Annotated in this window: 16 protein-coding genes; 12 read left to right on the forward strand and 4 right to left on the reverse strand. The window is 39.3% G+C overall.

Translation table 11 applies throughout. The features are described 5' to 3' along the window. The first annotated feature begins 18 nt into the window (after positions 1 to 18). The 8 genes from BUF13_RS04915 to BUF13_RS04950 all read left to right on the forward strand — a co-directional run bounded on the left by BUF13_RS04915 (position 19) and on the right by BUF13_RS04950 (position 11,713). Positions 19 to 717, forward strand: coding sequence for an SOS response-associated peptidase (locus tag BUF13_RS04915; protein ID WP_073570599.1), 699 nt, complete (start codon positions 19 to 21; stop codon positions 715 to 717). Between the two features lie 82 nt (positions 718 to 799). After that, positions 800 to 1,798 carry a 3-oxoacyl-ACP synthase III family protein gene (locus tag BUF13_RS04920; RefSeq protein ID WP_073570600.1) on the forward strand — a complete coding sequence of 333 codons (999 nt, stop codon included), beginning with the start codon at positions 800 to 802 and terminating at the stop codon, positions 1,796 to 1,798. Between the two features lies 1 nt (position 1,799). Continuing rightward, the gene (locus tag BUF13_RS04925) at positions 1,800 to 2,351 is read left to right on the forward strand and encodes a hypothetical protein (protein WP_073570601.1); all 552 of its coding nucleotides are present in this window, start codon (positions 1,800 to 1,802) and stop codon (positions 2,349 to 2,351) included. Positions 2,352 to 2,452: 101 nt separating this feature from the next. Further along, positions 2,453 to 4,036, forward strand: a complete 1,584-nt coding sequence (locus BUF13_RS04930; protein ID WP_073570602.1) for a toxin-antitoxin system YwqK family antitoxin — start codon at positions 2,453 to 2,455, stop codon at positions 4,034 to 4,036. A gap of 353 nt (positions 4,037 to 4,389) precedes the next feature. Then, positions 4,390 to 5,637 (forward strand): ROK family transcriptional regulator, encoded by a 1,248-nt coding sequence (locus BUF13_RS04935; RefSeq protein WP_073570603.1) that lies wholly within the window; start codon positions 4,390 to 4,392, stop codon positions 5,635 to 5,637. An 11-nt stretch (positions 5,638 to 5,648) separates the two neighbouring features. After that, positions 5,649 to 8,939 carry a VCBS repeat-containing protein gene (locus tag BUF13_RS04940; protein ID WP_073570604.1) on the forward strand — a complete coding sequence of 1,097 codons (3,291 nt, stop codon included), beginning with the start codon at positions 5,649 to 5,651 and terminating at the stop codon, positions 8,937 to 8,939. Then, positions 8,929 to 10,272, forward strand: coding sequence for a vanadium-dependent haloperoxidase (locus tag BUF13_RS04945; protein WP_073570605.1), 1,344 nt, complete (start codon positions 8,929 to 8,931; stop codon positions 10,270 to 10,272). The genes BUF13_RS04940 and BUF13_RS04945 overlap by 11 nt, the downstream gene beginning before the upstream one ends. Before the next feature lie 4 nt (positions 10,273 to 10,276). Further along, positions 10,277 to 11,713 carry a sulfatase family protein gene (locus BUF13_RS04950; protein WP_243839696.1) on the forward strand — a complete coding sequence of 479 codons (1,437 nt, stop codon included), beginning with the start codon at positions 10,277 to 10,279 and terminating at the stop codon, positions 11,711 to 11,713. Positions 11,714 to 11,770: 57 nt separating this feature from the next. Here BUF13_RS04950 and BUF13_RS04955 read toward each other — a convergent pair whose 3' ends face one another. Beyond that, complete coding sequence (locus BUF13_RS04955; RefSeq protein ID WP_073570607.1) at positions 11,771 to 12,604, reverse strand: 1,4-dihydroxy-2-naphthoyl-CoA synthase; 834 nt, start codon at positions 12,602 to 12,604, stop codon at positions 11,771 to 11,773. Between the two features lie 105 nt (positions 12,605 to 12,709). Here BUF13_RS04955 and BUF13_RS04960 point away from each other — a divergent pair, with 105 nt between their 5' ends. Both BUF13_RS04960 and BUF13_RS04965 read left to right on the forward strand, forming a co-directional pair. After that, entirely contained in the window at positions 12,710 to 13,777 is a 1,068-nt protein-coding gene (locus tag BUF13_RS04960; RefSeq protein WP_073570608.1) for an AMP-binding protein, read from the forward strand. Further along, a complete protein-coding gene (locus BUF13_RS04965) occupies positions 13,774 to 14,205 on the forward strand; it encodes a DUF2141 domain-containing protein (RefSeq protein WP_073570609.1) in 432 nt (143 codons plus the stop codon). The genes BUF13_RS04960 and BUF13_RS04965 overlap by 4 nt, the downstream gene beginning before the upstream one ends. Here the strand turns inward: BUF13_RS04965 and BUF13_RS04970 are convergent. Beyond that, the gene (locus BUF13_RS04970) at positions 14,202 to 14,813 is read right to left on the reverse strand and encodes a 2OG-Fe(II) oxygenase (RefSeq protein WP_073570610.1); all 612 of its coding nucleotides are present in this window, start codon (positions 14,811 to 14,813) and stop codon (positions 14,202 to 14,204) included. The genes BUF13_RS04965 and BUF13_RS04970 overlap by 4 nt on opposite strands. 243 nt (positions 14,814 to 15,056) lie before the next feature. Between BUF13_RS04970 and BUF13_RS04975 the strand changes: the two genes are divergently transcribed. Beyond that, entirely contained in the window at positions 15,057 to 15,818 is a 762-nt protein-coding gene (locus BUF13_RS04975) for a hypothetical protein (protein ID WP_073570611.1), read from the forward strand. A 66-nt stretch (positions 15,819 to 15,884) separates the two neighbouring features. Next, positions 15,885 to 16,934, forward strand: a complete 1,050-nt coding sequence (locus tag BUF13_RS04980) for a toll/interleukin-1 receptor domain-containing protein (RefSeq protein ID WP_073570612.1) — start codon at positions 15,885 to 15,887, stop codon at positions 16,932 to 16,934. Here the strand turns inward: BUF13_RS04980 and BUF13_RS04985 are convergent. Together BUF13_RS04985 and BUF13_RS04990 are read right to left on the reverse strand one after the other, a co-directional pair. Then, positions 16,931 to 17,704: an XRE family transcriptional regulator gene (locus tag BUF13_RS04985; RefSeq protein ID WP_073570613.1), complete on the reverse strand. Its 774-nt coding sequence runs from the start codon at positions 17,702 to 17,704 to the stop codon at positions 16,931 to 16,933. The two genes, BUF13_RS04980 and BUF13_RS04985, sit on opposite strands and share 4 nt — an antisense overlap. Then, positions 17,701 to 17,967 (reverse strand): hypothetical protein, encoded by a 267-nt coding sequence (locus tag BUF13_RS04990; protein WP_243839697.1) that lies wholly within the window; start codon positions 17,965 to 17,967, stop codon positions 17,701 to 17,703. Before BUF13_RS04990 ends, BUF13_RS04985 begins: the two co-directional genes overlap by 4 nt. Positions 17,968 to 18,154 lie beyond the last annotated feature (187 nt).

The raw sequence follows: 18,154 nt of genomic DNA on the forward strand, positions 1-18,154 counted from the left end.
GCAAATTATAAAACTCCTATGTGCGGAAGATATTCATTGAGTAAAAGCAAAATTGATCTGGAAGAAAGGTTCCAAGCTGAAATGCTGACCGATTTCAAACCGCGATACAATATTGCTCCCACCCAACTGGTTCCGGTTATCACCTCTCAAAGCCCAAAGGGTTTTTCATTCTTCTACTGGGGAATCACGCCAGATTTCGGTAAAAACAAGCCAGTTTCACAAAAATTGATCAATGCCAAAGCAGAATCTGTTCATGAAAAGGCTTCATTCAAATCATCCTTTAAACAAAGAAGGTGCATCATCCCTGCTGACGGCTTCTATGAGTGGAAGAGATTGGGAAAAAAGACCAAAATCCCTTATCGATTCACACTGAGGGATGATGAATTATTCGCTTTTGCTGGAATCTGGGAGGAATATGAAAACGTCAATGGAGATACCCAACACACCTTTTTGATCTTGACAACTACCCCGAACGAAGTGGTTTCAGAAGTGCATGATCGAATGCCCGTCATTCTATCCAAGGAAATGGAGAAAAAATGGCTCGATAAATACACTGAGGAAAAAGAACTTTTGGAAATGCTCCATCCCTATGATCCGGACAGGATGGTTGGATTTACAGTTTCGCCATTAGTCAATTCGGTCCACAATGATAGCCCAGCCATCATTCGCAAGACTTCCCCTATGGATCAGTTTGGGAACTATACCTTATTCGGTTGAGTCCTTTTGGGTTATTTTTTGTAGATCAAAAGTAGAGTCCCGATATTTGGCTCCCTTTTGTATTTAAACAAACCCAAGAACCATGAGAAAATCCCGGATTTTAGGAGTTGGTCATTATGTTCCAGAACGAGTAGTTTCCAATGATGAACTATCAGAAATGATGGATACCAATGATGAGTGGATTGTAGAACGCACTGGAATCAAAACCAGACATTGGTTCACTCCTGGAGTCGATACGGTCACCTCACTTTCCAAAAAAGCTACTGAAATGGCTTTGGAGCGCGCTGGTGTTACAGCTGAGGAAATTGACTTCATTGTTTTTGCCACAGTTACTCCTGATTATTTTATTCCTGGAAATGGAGTTTTGCTTCAAAGAGAACTCAACTTTGGAAATATTGGGGCTTTAGATATCCGAAATGCTTGTTCTGGATTCATCTATGGACTTTCCATTGCCGATCAATTCGTCAAAACCGGCATGTATAATAAAGTTTTGGTTGTAGGAGCCGAGATTCAATCTTCTGCGTTGGATAAAAGTGATGAAGGAAGGTCCAGTGCTGTGATTTTTGCTGATGGAGCTGGAGCGGTAGTAGTCGGTGCCGCAGAAGGAGATCACCAAGGCATTCTATCGACTCATTTACATTCTCAGGGACAACACGCAGAAGAGTTATACTGTAAGGATCCAGGTAGTAGCCGTGATGTCAGGCTTTCCCCTGAATTGATTGATTCAGGTAGCTTTTTTTTAAAAATGAATGGAAATGCAGTTTTCAAGCATGCAGTAGTTCGTTTTATGGAAGTGATCGAGGAGGCTCTGGATCATAATGGTTTGGACAAATCTGCCATTGATTTATTGGTTCCACATCAGGCAAACTTGAGGATCAGTCAATACATCCAACAAAAATTGGAGCTTCCTGACGATAAAGTCTTCAACAACATCATGCACATGGGCAATACCACTGCAGCTACTATTCCTATTGCTTTGAGTGAAGCTTGGGAGCAAGGAAAAATCAAAGACGGTGATTTGATTTGTCTGGCTGCATTTGGTTCTGGATTCACTTGGGCATCAGCATTACTTCAATGGTAATATGATAGACCATTCCAAACTTTTAGATCTGGAACTTTGGAGCAATGAGGAGCTTATCCGAAAACAAAACCGGCTTAAATTAATATTTCATGAGCTTTTGGGTGAGTTGGGAAATGAATTTTCGAACCAAACTCTCCAAGACCTCCATTTTCCATCCAAAGGAAAAAAGGTCACTCAAGGCAATGATTTAATTGGGCTCCCCTACCAAGTTTTGGACTTGATTCGAGACTTTGATTTCGATCAGGGACTAAATATTCGAGTTCTTAATTGGTTTGGCAAAGGGATCTACCTTTTTGTTCTCTGTGGAAAAGAAGCTTTTCAAGATTGGGATTTAAAAAGTTTAGACTTTGAACTTTGCCAAGCGCCTAGTCCTTGGGATTATTCAGAAATCATAGAAAAGTCTTCGTTGAAGAATGAGGAATTAACCTACATACAGTGGTTTAAGGAATTACCCATTGATCCGGAGACATCCAATAGTCTATTTCTTTGGAAAAAAGAAATAGAAAGCATCCTAATCTCTGCCAAAGCTTTTCTGGCAAAGAAGGAGAATTAGGTTATTTTTAAACAGGAATTTCAATTGTGCGTACAATAGATAAATTTGATCAACTAAAAATCGCCCGATTGGCAATTCGCCTAGAACACGAGAAAATATTTATGAGGAAACTAATCATATTGCTTCTATTCATTAGCTCCCCACTTTTTGCACAGCAGAATCAATTGGTCAGAATTTACAGTTCGGATTCTTCTATTGTTGCAACTGGAGTAATTAATAATAATCAGAGGCAGGGACTTTGGGAATTTTCAAACCCAAAAACAAATACCGTACTTCTCAAAGGAAATTACGAAAATGGTAAAAGAGTTGGCACTTGGCTCACCTTTTTCCAAGATGGAAAAAGACAAGTTGAAGCAGAGTATAAAGACGGTGTCCTTTTCGGACCTGCCATGGTATTTGATGCAGATGGAGCTTTAAAAAGATCTATGGTATTCCAAGACAGCGTTTTAGTTGGCAAATACATAGAATATTATGGCAAAACTGGGCAACCTGATTATATAAAAGCCATGCAACCTTACTCAGAAGGTCAATTTGAGAAAGGTAAAAAAACTGGTCAATGGGTTACATATCATCCATTTGGAGAGGTTGCCATACGTGAATTTTATGTCGACAACAAGAAAGATGGTCCATATTTGGAATACGACATGGAAGGTAAGCTGGAAGTTGAAGCTATTTACAAAGATGGGCAATTAGAAGGCGAGTATACCAGCTATTCAGATTACAATGTTCTCGAAACTGGCAACTACAAAAATGGTAAAAAAGTAGGTTCATGGGTCCGCTATTTCCCTTACACCAAAATTTTGGAAGCAAATGAATTTTATGATGACAATGGGAATCGTGTAGGCACCTGGAAATATTATTACGATAATAGAAGACTTGCCAGAATCGAAAACTATGAAAGTGGGATTGCAGTAGGTACATGGGAAGAGTATTACCCAAATAAGGCAATCGCTAAAAGGAAAACCTTTGAATTAGGAGTTCCTGTTGGCAAATACGAGGAGTTTTTTGATGATGGAGCTCCATCTGTGCAAGGTCAATATGCAAATGGCATGAAAACAGGTCTATGGAAGAGTTTCTTCCCTGACGGCCAACTTTTCTCAATTGGAGAATACAGAAATGACCTGAAAACGGGTCTATGGAAATATTTCAACAAGATTGGTCTTCTAATCGCAGAGGGTGAATATGATCTTGGTATGGAAAATGGACAATGGGTCTATTATTACGACGGAGGACAACTGAAGTCGATGGGAGCTTATAAATTAGGTTTCGAAGATGGAATTTGGGGTCTTTTCTATGACAATAAGACCTTGACTCAAGAAGAGTTTTGGGATAATGGCCGATTAATCAATATTTCCGAGTACCATAACTATGATGGAACGGGGACTTTGGACAAGGGTACTCTTAAGGATGGAAATGGCACCCGAATCACCTATTACACAAATGGAAAAAAAGAGTCTGAAGGACAATACCTATCTGGTAAAGCAGAAGGTTTGTGGACGTTTTTCCATGAGAATGGAAGAAAGGCCTCAGAAGGCCAAATGAAAGACGGAAAGAAAGAAGGTCCTTGGAGATATTATAATTCAGCTGGAAGACTCGAAGATTTAATCAATTACAAGGATGATGAAATCGTTGAGCAAGAGGAAAACACCCTCTCAAGAAACTTGGACTTCAGTCCATTTATTTAAAAGACATAAATTATATTTTTAAACACAATTATTTGTATTTCAAATAATTGTGTTTAAATTGAGTTATTGTTTTAGCGAGTCCGCTAGACCATTTTTTTGACTTGATTAGTTTATTTTAAGGGTGATTGAGCTACGGACGAAGATTAAACAATAATTATGGCCCGAAAACGGGCCATTTTTTTTCATTTTAATTGGTTTTTCGATGTTTAATCCAGAATCTTTTTTCCCCAGAATCTTCCTGAAAAGAAATAAATTGTCTTTTTCATGATTTTTCACAGTTTCTTTCCTAATTTTTTTATGAAAGTATTTTTTGAAACGTAAAAAATCCCTTAATTCAAGGACAACTTACCAATATGAATCTAATCAACCCGAATGCCGTCATAGAAAAAATGGACGGAGTGGTAGAAATTAAAAGCTACCTCAATAAGATCAAAATCATCAAAAACCTTTACCTAAAAGGTGCCAATACTGCCAGCGAAATTTGTAATGAAGTAGGCATCTCACTTCCTACCGTCAATTCGTTACTAAATGATCTAATGAGCTCGGGTGAAGTAATCAAGCACGGAAGAGCAGAATCTCAAGGAGGAAGAAAACCCGATTTATACAGATTGGCTGAAGATGCCTTCTACGTTCTTTCGGTAGACTTATCCAAGTTCAATATGAATTTGGCTTTGTACAATTGTAATAATGCTCTTGCAACTCCCAAGGAGAGTCATAAAATCACTTTGAACAATGAAAAGGAAACCTTTGATCAAATCTGTGATCATATGGATGCCTACCTTCAAAATTCAGGAATTGCACCTGATAAGGTGATTGCCATAGGGATTTCCATGCCTGGATTAGTCGATTCTCAAGGAGGAGTAAATTACACTTACTTCCGCTTCGGTAAAAAGACATTGTTAGAGAATTTCGAGGCACGTTTCCATAAAAAAATCTTCCTTGAAAATGATGCTCGCGCTATGACTTTGGCGGAGTTCAAATTCGGATCAGAACATAACCATAAGAATGTCCTAGGACTATTTGTAGGTTGGGGAATTGGTTTAGGGATTATCATTGATGGAAAAATTTATCAAGGAGCCTCAGGATTTGCAGGTGAATTTTCTCACTCCCCTATATTCGAATCAAGAGATGTTACCTGTACCTGCGGTAAAAAAGGTTGCTTGGAAGCCGTTGCATCTGGAACTGCAATCGTTCGCATGGCAGAGGAAGCTATCAAGTTGGATAAAGACAGCATCCTAGCAAGAATGGTAAGAGACCATCAAGGTGAGTTGGAACCGGGAATTGTGGTTGAAGCAGCTTTAGCGGGAGATCAAAGAGCTATTACAATCCTTTCTGAAGCAGGCCTGGATCTGGGGAGAGGAATCTCAATCTTGATTCAATTGCTAAACCCTGAATTAATCATCATTGGAGGATCTGTAGCAGAAGCTAATCAATACTTAATTACTCCTATCCAACAGGCATTGAATATCTACAGCATGGCCAAATCAAGAGAAAAGTCGGAATTGGCGCTATACAAACTTGGAAAAGATGTAGGTTTGATGGGAGGAGTAGCTGTAGTAAACGAACAGCTGTTCGAAGACATCATTAACAGACTGGGATAACAGTCCAATTCATGTATTTATTAAGATTTTCATTATTACGAGTTTTCCTGCTTGGGATTTTCGGGCTTGGACTATTTATGTCCACAATGGCATATAGTCAGTCCGGATTTGAATCTTTAAAGCCAGGGAAAACCAAAGTAAATTTCAAAAACCAGTTAACGGAAGATCAAGAAAACAACATCCTTAGATACGAATATTTCTACAATGGTGGTGGCGTGGCTGTCGGTGACCTCAATAATGACGGATTGGATGATATTTTCTTTACAGGGAATATGGTTTCCAATCGTTTGTATAAAAATCTGGGGGGACTGAAATTTGATGACATTACAAAATCTGCCCGAATAGAAGGTAAAAATTCTTGGACTACTGGGGTTAGCATGGCCGATGTGAATGGTGATGGCTTATTGGATCTATATGTTTCCTATTCGGGAAAAGGAGATTTAGAAAGTCGACGAAATGAGCTTTGGATCAATGAAAGTGATTTTAAGTTTTCCGAAAAAGCGGCTGAATACGGAATAGATGATCCTTCCAATTCAACTCAAGCACTATTTTTTGATTTTGATAGAGATGGAGACTTGGACCTTTATTTACTAAACCACCATATCGAAGTAATTACCGAATTGGAATTTGGTGAAGCAAAAGAAATCCGACATCCTTTCGCTGGAGACAAATTGTTTAGAAATGATAATGGCAAGTTTGTCGATATTAGCGAACAAGCTGGAATAAAAGGGTCTCCTTTAGGTTTTGGTCTAGGTGTAATTGCTTCCGATATCGATGGAGATGGCTGGGAAGATATCTTGGTAACCAATGATTATATCGAGCCTGACTATCTCTATATCAATCAAAAAGACGGAACATTCAAAGATGAAATGACTTCTCAGTTTCAGCATATTTCCCATTTTTCTATGGGAGCTGATATTGCTGATGTCAATAATGATGGCTTGAAAGACATCTATACTTTGGATATGCTTCCTGAGGACAATCGTAGACAAAAGCTGCTATATGGTCCTGAAAATTATGAGCAATATGCATTGATGATCAAGCAGGGTTTTCATCATCAAAACATGAGAAACATGCTTCAAGTCAATTTGGGAGATGGTAATTTCTCTGAAATGGGGCAATTATCCGGCATATCAAATACAGATTGGTCCTGGTCTGCTTTATTCTTTGATGCCACAAACGATGGTCTCAAAGACCTGATGATTACAAACGGGTATTACAGAGATTATACCAACCGTGATTTCTTAAAGTATAAAGGAGACTATTATTTCAAACAAGCAGTAGCCAATGAAAAAGCTGATACTTTGCATCTGGTTACTAGCATGACATCCACTCCTGTTCATAATTACTTTTTTGAAAACAAAGGTGATTTGAACTTCCAAGATCATTCTCTGGACTGGGGTTTTGAAAAAGAAGGCTTTTCAAGCGGAGCTGCATTTTCTGATTTGGACAAAGATGGGGACTTGGATTTGGTTGTCAGCAACCTAAATGAAACTCCGAGTATTTTAGAAAATAAAGGATCGAAAGGAAATTGGATTGGAATCGATCTCAATGGACCCAACGGCAATAATTTCGGATTGGGAGCTGAAGTCCAAGTATTCAGCAATGGTATCCAGCAAATACAAGAACATCAGGTCGTAAGAGGATTTCAATCTTCTAGTACCTATCGAATGCATTTTGGACTAGGCGAAGCTGAAAAAATTGACTCTATCAAAGTCACATGGCCTGATGGAAATGTAGAAAGCATTTCAAATGCACCTATCAATCAAGCGATTGAGCTATCCTACACGAACTCAAGGCCTATCAGTTCACCAGAAAAGAAGTCAAACACTTTATTTTCTAAAGGAGCTTCTTCTCCAAATTTCATCCCGAAACCAAATCCTTTTAATGATTTCAAGCGTCAACCTTTGATGATATCCATGCCTGGAGCTATCAACCCAAGCCTCGCAACCGCTGATTTGGATCAAGATGGAAAACCGGAAATTTTCATAGGAGGAAATAAAGGACAAAGTGCTCAGATATTTAGCTTTGATGGGACCACTTGGAGTAATTTCCAAGGCTTCAGATCCACCCAAGAATTTACCGATGCCACTGCCCTATTTGAAGATTTCAATGGTGACGGATGGATGGATTTATTTATTGGAAGCGGAGGATATCATGATTATTTAAGCTCTGACGAATCCCTTCAAGACAGATTATTCCTAAATGATGGAGCAGGAAATCTTGTCCTAAACAAACAATTCCCAAGCTATACGATTTCTTCAGGACCTGCTTTGGCACTTGATATTGATCAAGATGGGGACCTGGACCTATTTGTAGGTGGAAAAGTAATTCCGGGCCGATATCCTCAAACACCGTCAAGCAAAATCCTCATCAATGATGGACAAGGTATTTTCTCTGACCAAACATCAACTCTCCTTCCGAATGAAGGAAAACTGGGAATGGTAACCGGAGCGGTTTCCCAAGATTTAAATAAAGATGGCTTCCCAGACATTATCCTTGTTGGGGAATACATGCCGATATCAGCTTTCATCAATGAAAACGGAAAATCATTCAGGGATGAAACAGCTAAATATTTTGAAGCTGATTTCTCAGGATGGTGGAATTCACTGGCACAAGCTGATATGGATGGTGATGGAGATTTAGATTTGATTGCCGGAAATTTCGGTTTGAACTCCCAATTCAAAGTCAATGAACAAAAAAGATTGAGGCTATATGCTGCTGATTTTGACAAAAATGGTTCAGTAGATCCGATCTTAGAATGCTACGTTGGTGATGAGGCATATCCTTTTGCAAGTAGAGATGAACTATTGGGACAAATGGTCAGCATGAGAAGTAAATTCACCAATTATGAGATGTATGCAGATGCAAAGATGAAGGATCTGTTTACCCAAAAGGAATTGGATGAAGCTCAAGTTTTGGAGGCAAACACCTTGGATTCTTACTACTTTGAAAATACCGGTTCAGGCTTTAAAGCATCCAAACTACCTACCTTAGCTCAATCTTTCCCTATTTACCAAATCGTCATTCAAGATGTCAATGGAGATGGAATAGAGGATTTGATAATGGGAGGAAATCAATCTCAGACTCGAATCCGAATCGGAAATATGGATGCAGGATTTGGCCTAATCTTGCTAGGAGATGGTAAAAATAACTTCACCCCTCTATTGCCAAGCGAATCCGGATTAAAAATCAAAGGGGATATCAAATCCATTCTGCCAATCCAAATTGATCAAAAAGATTACCTACTATTTGGGATTCATGGCCAGCCTTTAGAACTTTACCAGCACAATGAAAAGTAAGTTTAAAACTACTTATTTACTCCTTTTGGGAGTATTTCTATCCACTTCACTTCAAGCTGCACAACCCATCAATTGGGCCAAAACCTACAAAGAGCAGCTTTTTCATATCACAGAAGTGATGGTAACCGATGTAGCAAGTCCCCCAGTTGCTGCAAGGATTTATGCCTATTCCAACCTTGCCGCCTATTTGGCTATCAAAAACCAAGGAGGTGTTTTTAAGAACCCAGATTTAGACAGTCCAATATCTATTGGTGAGATTAGAGTAACTCCTGGAACTGTACTTGCTTCCCCTGAGTTTGCGGCGATTTATGCTTTGATGAAAGTGGGAGAAAACGTAATGCCATCAGGCTATCTTTTGAAAGAAAACCAATCCGAATGGGCTGATTTTGCAATCAAAAACAAACTTCTAAAAAAGAAGGATCTTCCTAGCCACATTGCATATGCGGAAGAAATAGCCTCTTTGGTACTTGCCAAAGCAAAGGTGGATGGCTATCTACAACTTCCTGCATTGACTGGGTATACACCCAAAGAAGGTCCTGGAAACTGGTACCCTACTCCACCGGCTTACATTTCCGCCATCGAACCAGAATGGCAAACAATCAGAACCTTCTACATCGACAATCTAGATCAATATGAAGCTAATCCCATGGCTCCATTTGATTTGACAGAAGGCAGTTCATTTCAGACCCAAATGATGGAGGTATTCAAAACCGTCAATGAGCTGGATTCAGAACAACAGCTCATCGCCAACTTCTGGGATTGTAATCCATTTATGGTAAAGTTTGCAGGCCATATGGCTATCGGAGTAAAAAAGATTTCACCAGGAGGACATTGGATGGGAATCACAGGCATTTCAGCTGAAAAAGCAGGCTTAAGCTTTGCTGAAACAGCATATATCCATGCTTTAGTGGGCATGACCCTTCATGATGCTTTTATTTCCTGCTGGAAAACCAAATACAAAACAGATCGAATTCGACCGGAAACCATAATCAACCGCGAAATCGATCAACGATGGAGACCATTGCTTCAAACACCTCCATTTCCAGAATACACTTCTGGCCATTCAGTTATTTCTAGAGCATCCGCAGTAGTTTTGACAGGCTATTTTGGTGATAATTTTTCCTTCCTTGATAATTCAGAAACCTATTTTGGATTACCGGAAAGACAATTCAGCTCATTCTTACAAGCTTCTGAAGAGGCTGCAATTTCCCGACTTTATGGAGGAATTCACTTTCGAGATGCCATTGAAGAAGGCGTCAAGCAAGGGGAGAAAATCGGAAAAATGGTCTGGGAAAAAGTGACTAACGAGGAATTAACGATTACCAAACAATAAAAAAGTGAAAATCACCAACTATTTGCTTTCGGCCCTCTTAATGGGAACGTTTGCATGCAATTCAAATCCTACAAAAGAAAAAGCTGAGGAGACCAAAGAACCTAACATCGTTATCATTTTTGCGGATGATATGGGATATGGAGACTTGGGCACCTATGGAGCTACCCAATGGGAAACCCCAAACCTTGATAAATTGGCCCATGATGGAACAAGGTTTACTCAGTTTTACGTACCTCATGCAGTTTGTTCTGCATCGAGAGCTGCCCTTTTAACAGGTGCCTATGCCAATAGATTGGAAATCTTTGGAGCATTAGATCATTCTGCAAAACATGGTTTGAATCTGGAAGAAACAACCATAGCAGAAATGTTGAAAAAGAAGGGCTATCATACTGGAATAGTGGGTAAATGGCACTTGGGACATCAACCGGAATTCCTTCCTAGCCAACAAGGATTTGACTCATATTTTGGACTTCCATATTCCAATGATATGTGGCCTCATCACCCAGAGACAAAAGATTACTATCCACCTCTTCCACTTTATGAAGGAGATTCAGTGATTAAATATTTGGATGAACAAAGCCAATTGACCACATGGTATACAGAGAAAGCTGTATCCTTTATTGAAGAAAATAAAGAAGGCCCTTTCTTCTTGTATTTGGCTCACTCCATGCCTCACGTACCTCTTTATGTTTCTGATAAGTTCAAAGGAAAATCAGAGCAAGGCCTTTATGGAGATGTCATGATGGAGATTGACTGGTCTGTTGGCCAGGTTAGATCAAAGCTAGAGGAATTAGGATTGGCCGATAATACACTGATAATCTTTACTTCAGACAATGGACCTTGGCTTTCCTATGGCGGACATGCCGGAACTACAGGTGGTTTGAGAGAAGGAAAAGGAACATCTCTTGATGGAGGAATAAGAGTGCCAGCCATCTTTACTTGGCCGGGACATATTCCAGCGGACAAAGAGCAAGCTCAGCCTGCGATGACTATTGATATTTTCCCAACTATTGCAGCTTTGACAGATTCCAAACTTCCGGATTTGAAGATTGATGGAAGAAATATCTGGCCTTTGATCGAGGGAGAAAAAATGGAAGAGAAGCCATATTATGCTTATTACAACAGAAATGAACTTCAGGCTGTAATCTATGGAAAATGGAAAGTGGTATATCCTCACAGGTATAGAACCATCCCGGAAGGAACCGAAATGAGAAATGATGGCTTCCCTGTAAACTATCTATATCTGGAATTCGAAAAGAAAGAGCTCTATGACATGGAAAATGATCCATCAGAGACTACTGATGTGAAAGATAAATATCCTGAAGTAATGGCTCAAATGGATTCTCTGGCAAATATTGCCCGAGCGGATATGGGAGATGCATTGAACAAAATGGATGGACCAGGCTTGAGAAAGCATGGAACCATCGAGGAAGAAAAATAATCCAAAAGTTAAGGCCAGTGAAATTCACTGGCCTTCTTTATTTCAATTGAAATTCCATTAAGGTATCCACTTAATATCCCTGAAATTCGGCTTTCTTTTCTCCAAGAAGGCATTTCTACCTTCTTTGGCTTCTTCAGTCATATAAGCCAATCGAGTAGCTTCCCCAGCAAATACCTGCTGACCTACCATTCCATCATCAGTCAGGTTCATAGCAAATTTCAACATCTTGATGGAAGTTGGTGATTTTTCAAGGATCTCCTGAGCCCACTGATAAGCGGTGTCCTCCAATTCATCATGGGGAATCACAGCATTGACCATTCCCATTTCAAAAGCTTCCTGAGCAGAATAGTTTCTTCCCAAAAAGAAAATCTCTCTGGCCTTCTTCTGCCCTACCATTTTTGCCAAATAAGCAGAACCATACCCTCCATCAAAGCTGGTCACATCGGCATCAGTTTGTTTGAAAATAGCATGTTCCTTACTAGCTAAAGTCAAATCACAAACCACATGAAGGCTATGCCCTCCTCCTACTGCCCATCCAGGAACTACAGCGATCACCACTTTTGGCATAAAACGGATCAATCTCTGAACCTCCAGAATATTCAATCTGTGGTAGCCGTCATCTCCTACATAGCCTTGATGTCCTCTGGCTTTTTGATCACCACCTGAGCAAAATGCCCATTTCCCATCCTTGGAAGATGGTCCTTCTCCACTCAATAACACAACCCCAATGGAGGTATCTTCTTGAGCATCATAAAAAGCATCATACAATTCCGCAGTAGTTTTTGGGCGGAATGCATTTCTTACATCCGGGCGATTAAAAGCAATTCTAGCAACGCCGTTACATTTCTTATAAGTGATATCTTCGTATTCTTTGGCAGTAATCCACTCCATGATTTTCGTTTTGGTTAAAAATCAGATTTTTTTGCAAGATAGCAGGCTTCAATGGAATTTGACGATCTTTCAAAAACCAAATCTTAGCAAGTAGTATAAAAACCTATGTTCCAACTGATTTACAAAAACAGGACTTTTCAAAACTTAGAGGACTTTCACCAATTCGATGAAAATGAATCTGAATTCTTGAAAGATGCCTTGTCATTTTGTAAAGAATGGTTGGAAGGAAAAGATGTTTTTTTCCAAAAGACCTCAGGATCGACAGGCGCTCCCAAGATTATTTCCATCCAAAGAAAAAGTATGGAAGCCAGTACCAAAGGAACTGGTAGCTTTTTCAAAATCAATCCGCAGGATGTGCTTTTCTGCTGCTTAAATCCTGCCTACATCGCTGGAAAAATGATGCTTGTGAGAGCCATGGAATGGCAGGTGCCCGTGATTCTTCAAGAGCCTTCTTCCAATCCTTTGCTAGGATATTCATTTCCAAATCCTCCAACTTTCATCGCTTTAGTTCCAATGCAAATGGAAATGATTCTAGCTAATCCAGAGACCTCAGAATTGGTTAAAAACATTCCCCATATCATTTTAGGAGGAGCTCCAGTTAATTTTCGACTGAAAAAATCAATTATCCAAAATGGGATTAGTGCATTTCAAACTTTTGGAATGACAGAAACAGTTTCACATTATGCATTGGCTCCAATAAGTGAAAACGAGTTGCTTTACACCTGTCTACCAAGAGTAAGTATCGGCACCGATGAAAGAGATACACTTTGGGTGAAATCTGCTATGAGTGGTCCAGAGCCCATCCAGACCAATGATTTGGTAGAAATAGAAAATGGGAACTCCTTCCGTTGGTTGGGTAGAGCAGACTTTGTTATTAATTCTGGAGGCGTGAAATTACATCCTGAACTTTTAGAGATAAAAGCAGAAGAAATCATCCAAAACCTTTATCCAAAATCACGCTATTTCTTTGCCGGAGTTCCTGATCAGACCCTGGGTGAAAAGCTGGTTTTATTTATAGAAAAAGAACAAGATGGAATTGATTCTTCTCATTCGTTAATTCAAGAACTTTCTCAAAAACTCGATAAGTACGAAAAGCCCAAAGAGATCGTTTTTAGAGCTAAATTCGTAGAAACTCCCAGTGGAAAAATCAACCGAAAAGCGACAGCTCAATGATTCTCACCTTTCTCCTTTCTTTTCTTTTAGGCCTTTCTCAGCCAATTGCATCTGAACCAGCTTCAACAATCAAGCTAAGGATTACCAATTGCTCTTCCAATGAGGGTTTAGTGAGGGTGTTGGTTTATAATCAAGCTGTCGGATTTCCAGAAAACACCAAAACAGCTGTAGTTTCTTACTCCCTTCCAATCAAAGGCAAACACGCTGAAATCAGTATTCCAGATTTAGGCCCAGGAGAATATGCCATTTCTGCATATCATGATGAAAATGAGGATGGAGAATTGGAAAAACATCTTTTGGGGTATCCAACTGAACGCTATGGCTTTTCCAACAATCCAAAAATCACCTTCTCAGCTCCAACTTATGAGAGATGTGTTTTTGAAATAAAGGAAAATGAAAACAAAGAGGTTCACATCAAGCTCCACTAGTCAATTGTTTTCAACCAACCGGTGATGCTATTTCTTTCCTTTTTAGTAGGTAAAACCTCATGAGGGATTTCTCCACTTAAGAAAACCACCAATCTGCCAGGTAATGGAAGGTAATCTTCTATCCTTTCAGTCCCGTCTTCTTGATGAATATACATTCTCAAAGCCCCCTCATCTTCTTCTGACCAAGTATCATTTACATACAATATCACCGTCACCTCACGATAAGGAACCTGATGAAATTGATCCAAATGTCTCTTGTAAAATGATCCAATAGGATAGCGAGCAAAATGTCCTTCGTATGACTTCAGTCCCAAATAGCATCTTCTATTGAGCATTTGCTTGATCTGCTCGACCCTGTTCCAATATTCCGATTGGAGCAAACTTAAATTATCAGCATCCATCCACAATACCTCATCACTCCTGATTTCTGGACGGATTTGCTTTTGCTCTCCAATACCAATTGCTGCCTTTCGGAATTTTCCTTTTTCCAATAGATCTGTTTGCTCGTCAAAAAGTGCTTTCCGGAAGATTTCATCCACAAAATTGTCTATCACTACATAGGATTGGGAGTAAATCCCTTCAGCGATTCGGTCGAGCAATTCTTCCATCTTGGTCTATTTTGGCCGCAAATAAAATGTAATAAGTTGAAACTTGTATCTGATAATTTTTCAACAATCATAAAAATCTAATTACCAGATACTTTACTTTTATTTTGAGGCTATTTGCAGACAAAAAAACAGCTCATTTTTAATTCATTGGAGCAGTATTATATCATCTCTCAACCTATGAAACCGATTTAAAAATCAGGTATTAACGAGTGAAAAAACATATTTTTGTGCAAACTTCTAAAAATGAGTTCTTCAAAATCAAAAAATACAGGCCTTATCCTGGAATATGATTCAGGAATTGTCCCACCTCCATACAGCCATGTTTTCCACATGGAATTGGATTGGTCCGGAAATGCCCTAAAAACCCTATTGGAATTACATTATACAGATAGAGAGGATCTTTCTGAGCAAGAAATATTAGACGAGGGCTTTACACTTGATGATGATTTTCGATTCGACGGGGATCTAGGTAAGGTTTGGACAAAGCCTATTCAAGAATTGCTTTCATCATCCAAATGGTCCGGAAAGTCATTGGATGAAGGCGGTATTAGAATCGGGATTCTTGAAAACGGAAAAGTAAAAGATTATAAGACTCCTGCCAACCAGGAAGAATGGCAGCTTTTGGCTCAGGATCTTATTCAAGCGATCTATGAAAGCACCAATCGTGAGGCTCCATTGAAAGTCAATTATAGAAATGTGACTTCTGATCAAACTGAAGATTGCTCAATTACCGTCCAATTCTCAAATAGAGAAGTCATTTTTGAAATGGATGGAAAGAAAAGAAACATCAACTGGGAATATGCTATCCAATTGATGAAGCTGGTTTTCACTCCTGATTATCATTATGAAATGGCCAAGGAAAGCGCAGGCACCAAGAGAGGACAGTACATAGATTGTGGAGATGGTTACTGGCACCAACTAGGAAAAGGTGTAGTAAATATAGACCCGAGTTTTGATGCAGTTGGAAAAATCCAAGAGGGTTTTGAAGATTTACTAGCTGGATAAAATTTAAACTATTGCATTTAAAAGCCTGATTTTCTTAAATTTAGTAGAAGAAAATCAGGCTTTTTTATGTCAAACAATAAAATTTTTGTCAGTTATAGAAGACAGGACGCCTCAGGAGAAGCAGGTCGATTGGTTGATCACCTACAGGAGATTTTTGGGGAGCACAGTGTTTTTTTAGATGTTGAAACGATTGAAGCTGGACTTGATTTTGTCCAAGCCATAGACAAGGCGCTTAGCTCTTGCAAAGTTCTGATAGCCATGATCGGTCCCTATTGGACAAATATCAAAGACTCAGATGGGAACCTCAGACTTTTCAAAGAGGATGATTTCATACGCCTAGAAGTAGCAGCGGCATTGGAAAGAGATATCCGAGTGATCCCTGTTCTAGTCAATGGTGCAATCATGCCTTCTGCAGATCAGCTACCAGAAAATCTTAAAGCTTTAACCAGAAGACATGCACATGAACTGAGTAGCTCCAGATGGCAATATGATTCTGATCAATTGGCAGAGATTCTCAAGAAGATAATTGGATATCAAGAACCTCCCAAAAAAGTAATTCCTCGAACCACATCTGTGGCAGCCAAACCCAAGGAAAAAAGTTGGTTGGCCACACACTACCTATGGATTTTAGGGGCATTTGTGGTTTTTCTAATCATAATCAATCTAAGTTCCGGGCCGGATTTTGATGATGGCTATCTTGAACCAGAAGCTACTCAAATCTTGGATCAACCCACTGAATATGGAACAGAGCAAGATTCAGAAGCAAGTTTTACTCCTCCTTCCAATCCTGCTACAGAGGAGACTTACGCGGATATTTTAGATGTTTCTGGATATTGGATTTTACAAGACAATTTTGGAAATCCTATCTCAACTTTCTTTTTTGAGCAAAATGGAGATGAATTCAGTTTCGTCGAATACAATTTATTCGAAATAGAGGTAGGAAGCGGAGACGGATACCTCGATGGCAACACTTTGTTCTCGGATTATTTTAGTACTGTAGTAAATTTTTCAGGTGAAATTAATTTACAAACCTCAAATTCTGGAAAATCTTGGGCAGGAAGTTTAAGTTTCCCTACTCAAGGCACATCAATGAATGTGATTTTAAGCAAGGACTAACCCTTCAACCTTCTTAGGTCATCATGAATATCTTTGATCATATCTCCAAGATCTTCTAGGCTCAACGGTTTCTTCTTGTCTCCAGGATTAGGGAAATCTGTACTGATAAAGGCTTTGGCCTCCCAAACCTCCAATACATCCTGCCCCTTTACTTCATAGGGTTTGTAATGGTCATTGTCTGATACTAAAAATAACTTGCCATTTTCTTCCAGATAATTGAAAACTCGCTTGTAAACAACTCCTTCAGTCTGGGTCACTAGTACATAGGTTCTTCCGCTTTTGATTGATTTCAATTGATCCACATAAGCACCGATTACAATTGTCCCAGGAATCAAAGGCAACATAGAATCTCCCGCCAGTTCAAAAGCACGATAAGTTGCCTGAGTCGAAAGGTTGGGTAAATGGAACTGCGGAAGGCTTTCCATATACTCCGGATCTGCAAATCCATTTAGATAGCCCGCAGATGCTTTTTGCTTTACAAAAGTGATGTTTTCCTTACCTTCCTCATTGGTCGCTATGGTCAGGATATTCATCTTTCTTTTTTGCACCGCTTTTCGTCCCAATTTCTCGATATCGTGCTCAATCAATTCCTCCAATCCAACTTCCAACAATTCACAAATCCGCTGAAGTGTATTCAACTTCGGCTCAGATCTACCATCCTCATAGGCAGATATCATCGTTCTTTGCACATCCAATTGATCTGCCAGATCGCTTTGGGTGATACCTTTTTGCTTTCGCAAAAACTTCAAGTTGGAAGGGAGAAAACTCATGCTGAGAATAAATAAAAGTTAGAATCCTCTTGAGAAGGTGCCAAAGGGAAAAGTGGGTTGATTTGCTTTTCAGCCATTCTTCTTTTCTCAAGTCTTTGCTGGATCTCAGCAATAATCTCACCAACCGGCTTAGGTTCTGACATCAATAAGTAACCGTACTGATTCTTAGAGTCATCCTCAACGAAAAATTTCACTTGATGATTTCCTGAAGCCAATTGCTTAGTAGTAATGTTGATTTTCTCCTGATTTTCCATAGCTGTCATGTTTTACACCACTAATATAGAATGTTACTTTTATAAACATTCAATTGATCATAAAATTAACATGTTTTTCTGACAGAAAATGACAGGAAATGAAGAGGCCTGCAACCAAGATACTATTAATCAGATGTTTAGTTAATTTTTTACATGATCGGTACTCTTTTATTGGAACATTTGACCGCTTAGCCTA

It is taken from the genome of Algoriphagus zhangzhouensis, from assembly GCF_900148515.1.
GTDB lineage: Bacteria > Bacteroidota > Bacteroidia > Cytophagales > Cyclobacteriaceae > Algoriphagus > Algoriphagus zhangzhouensis.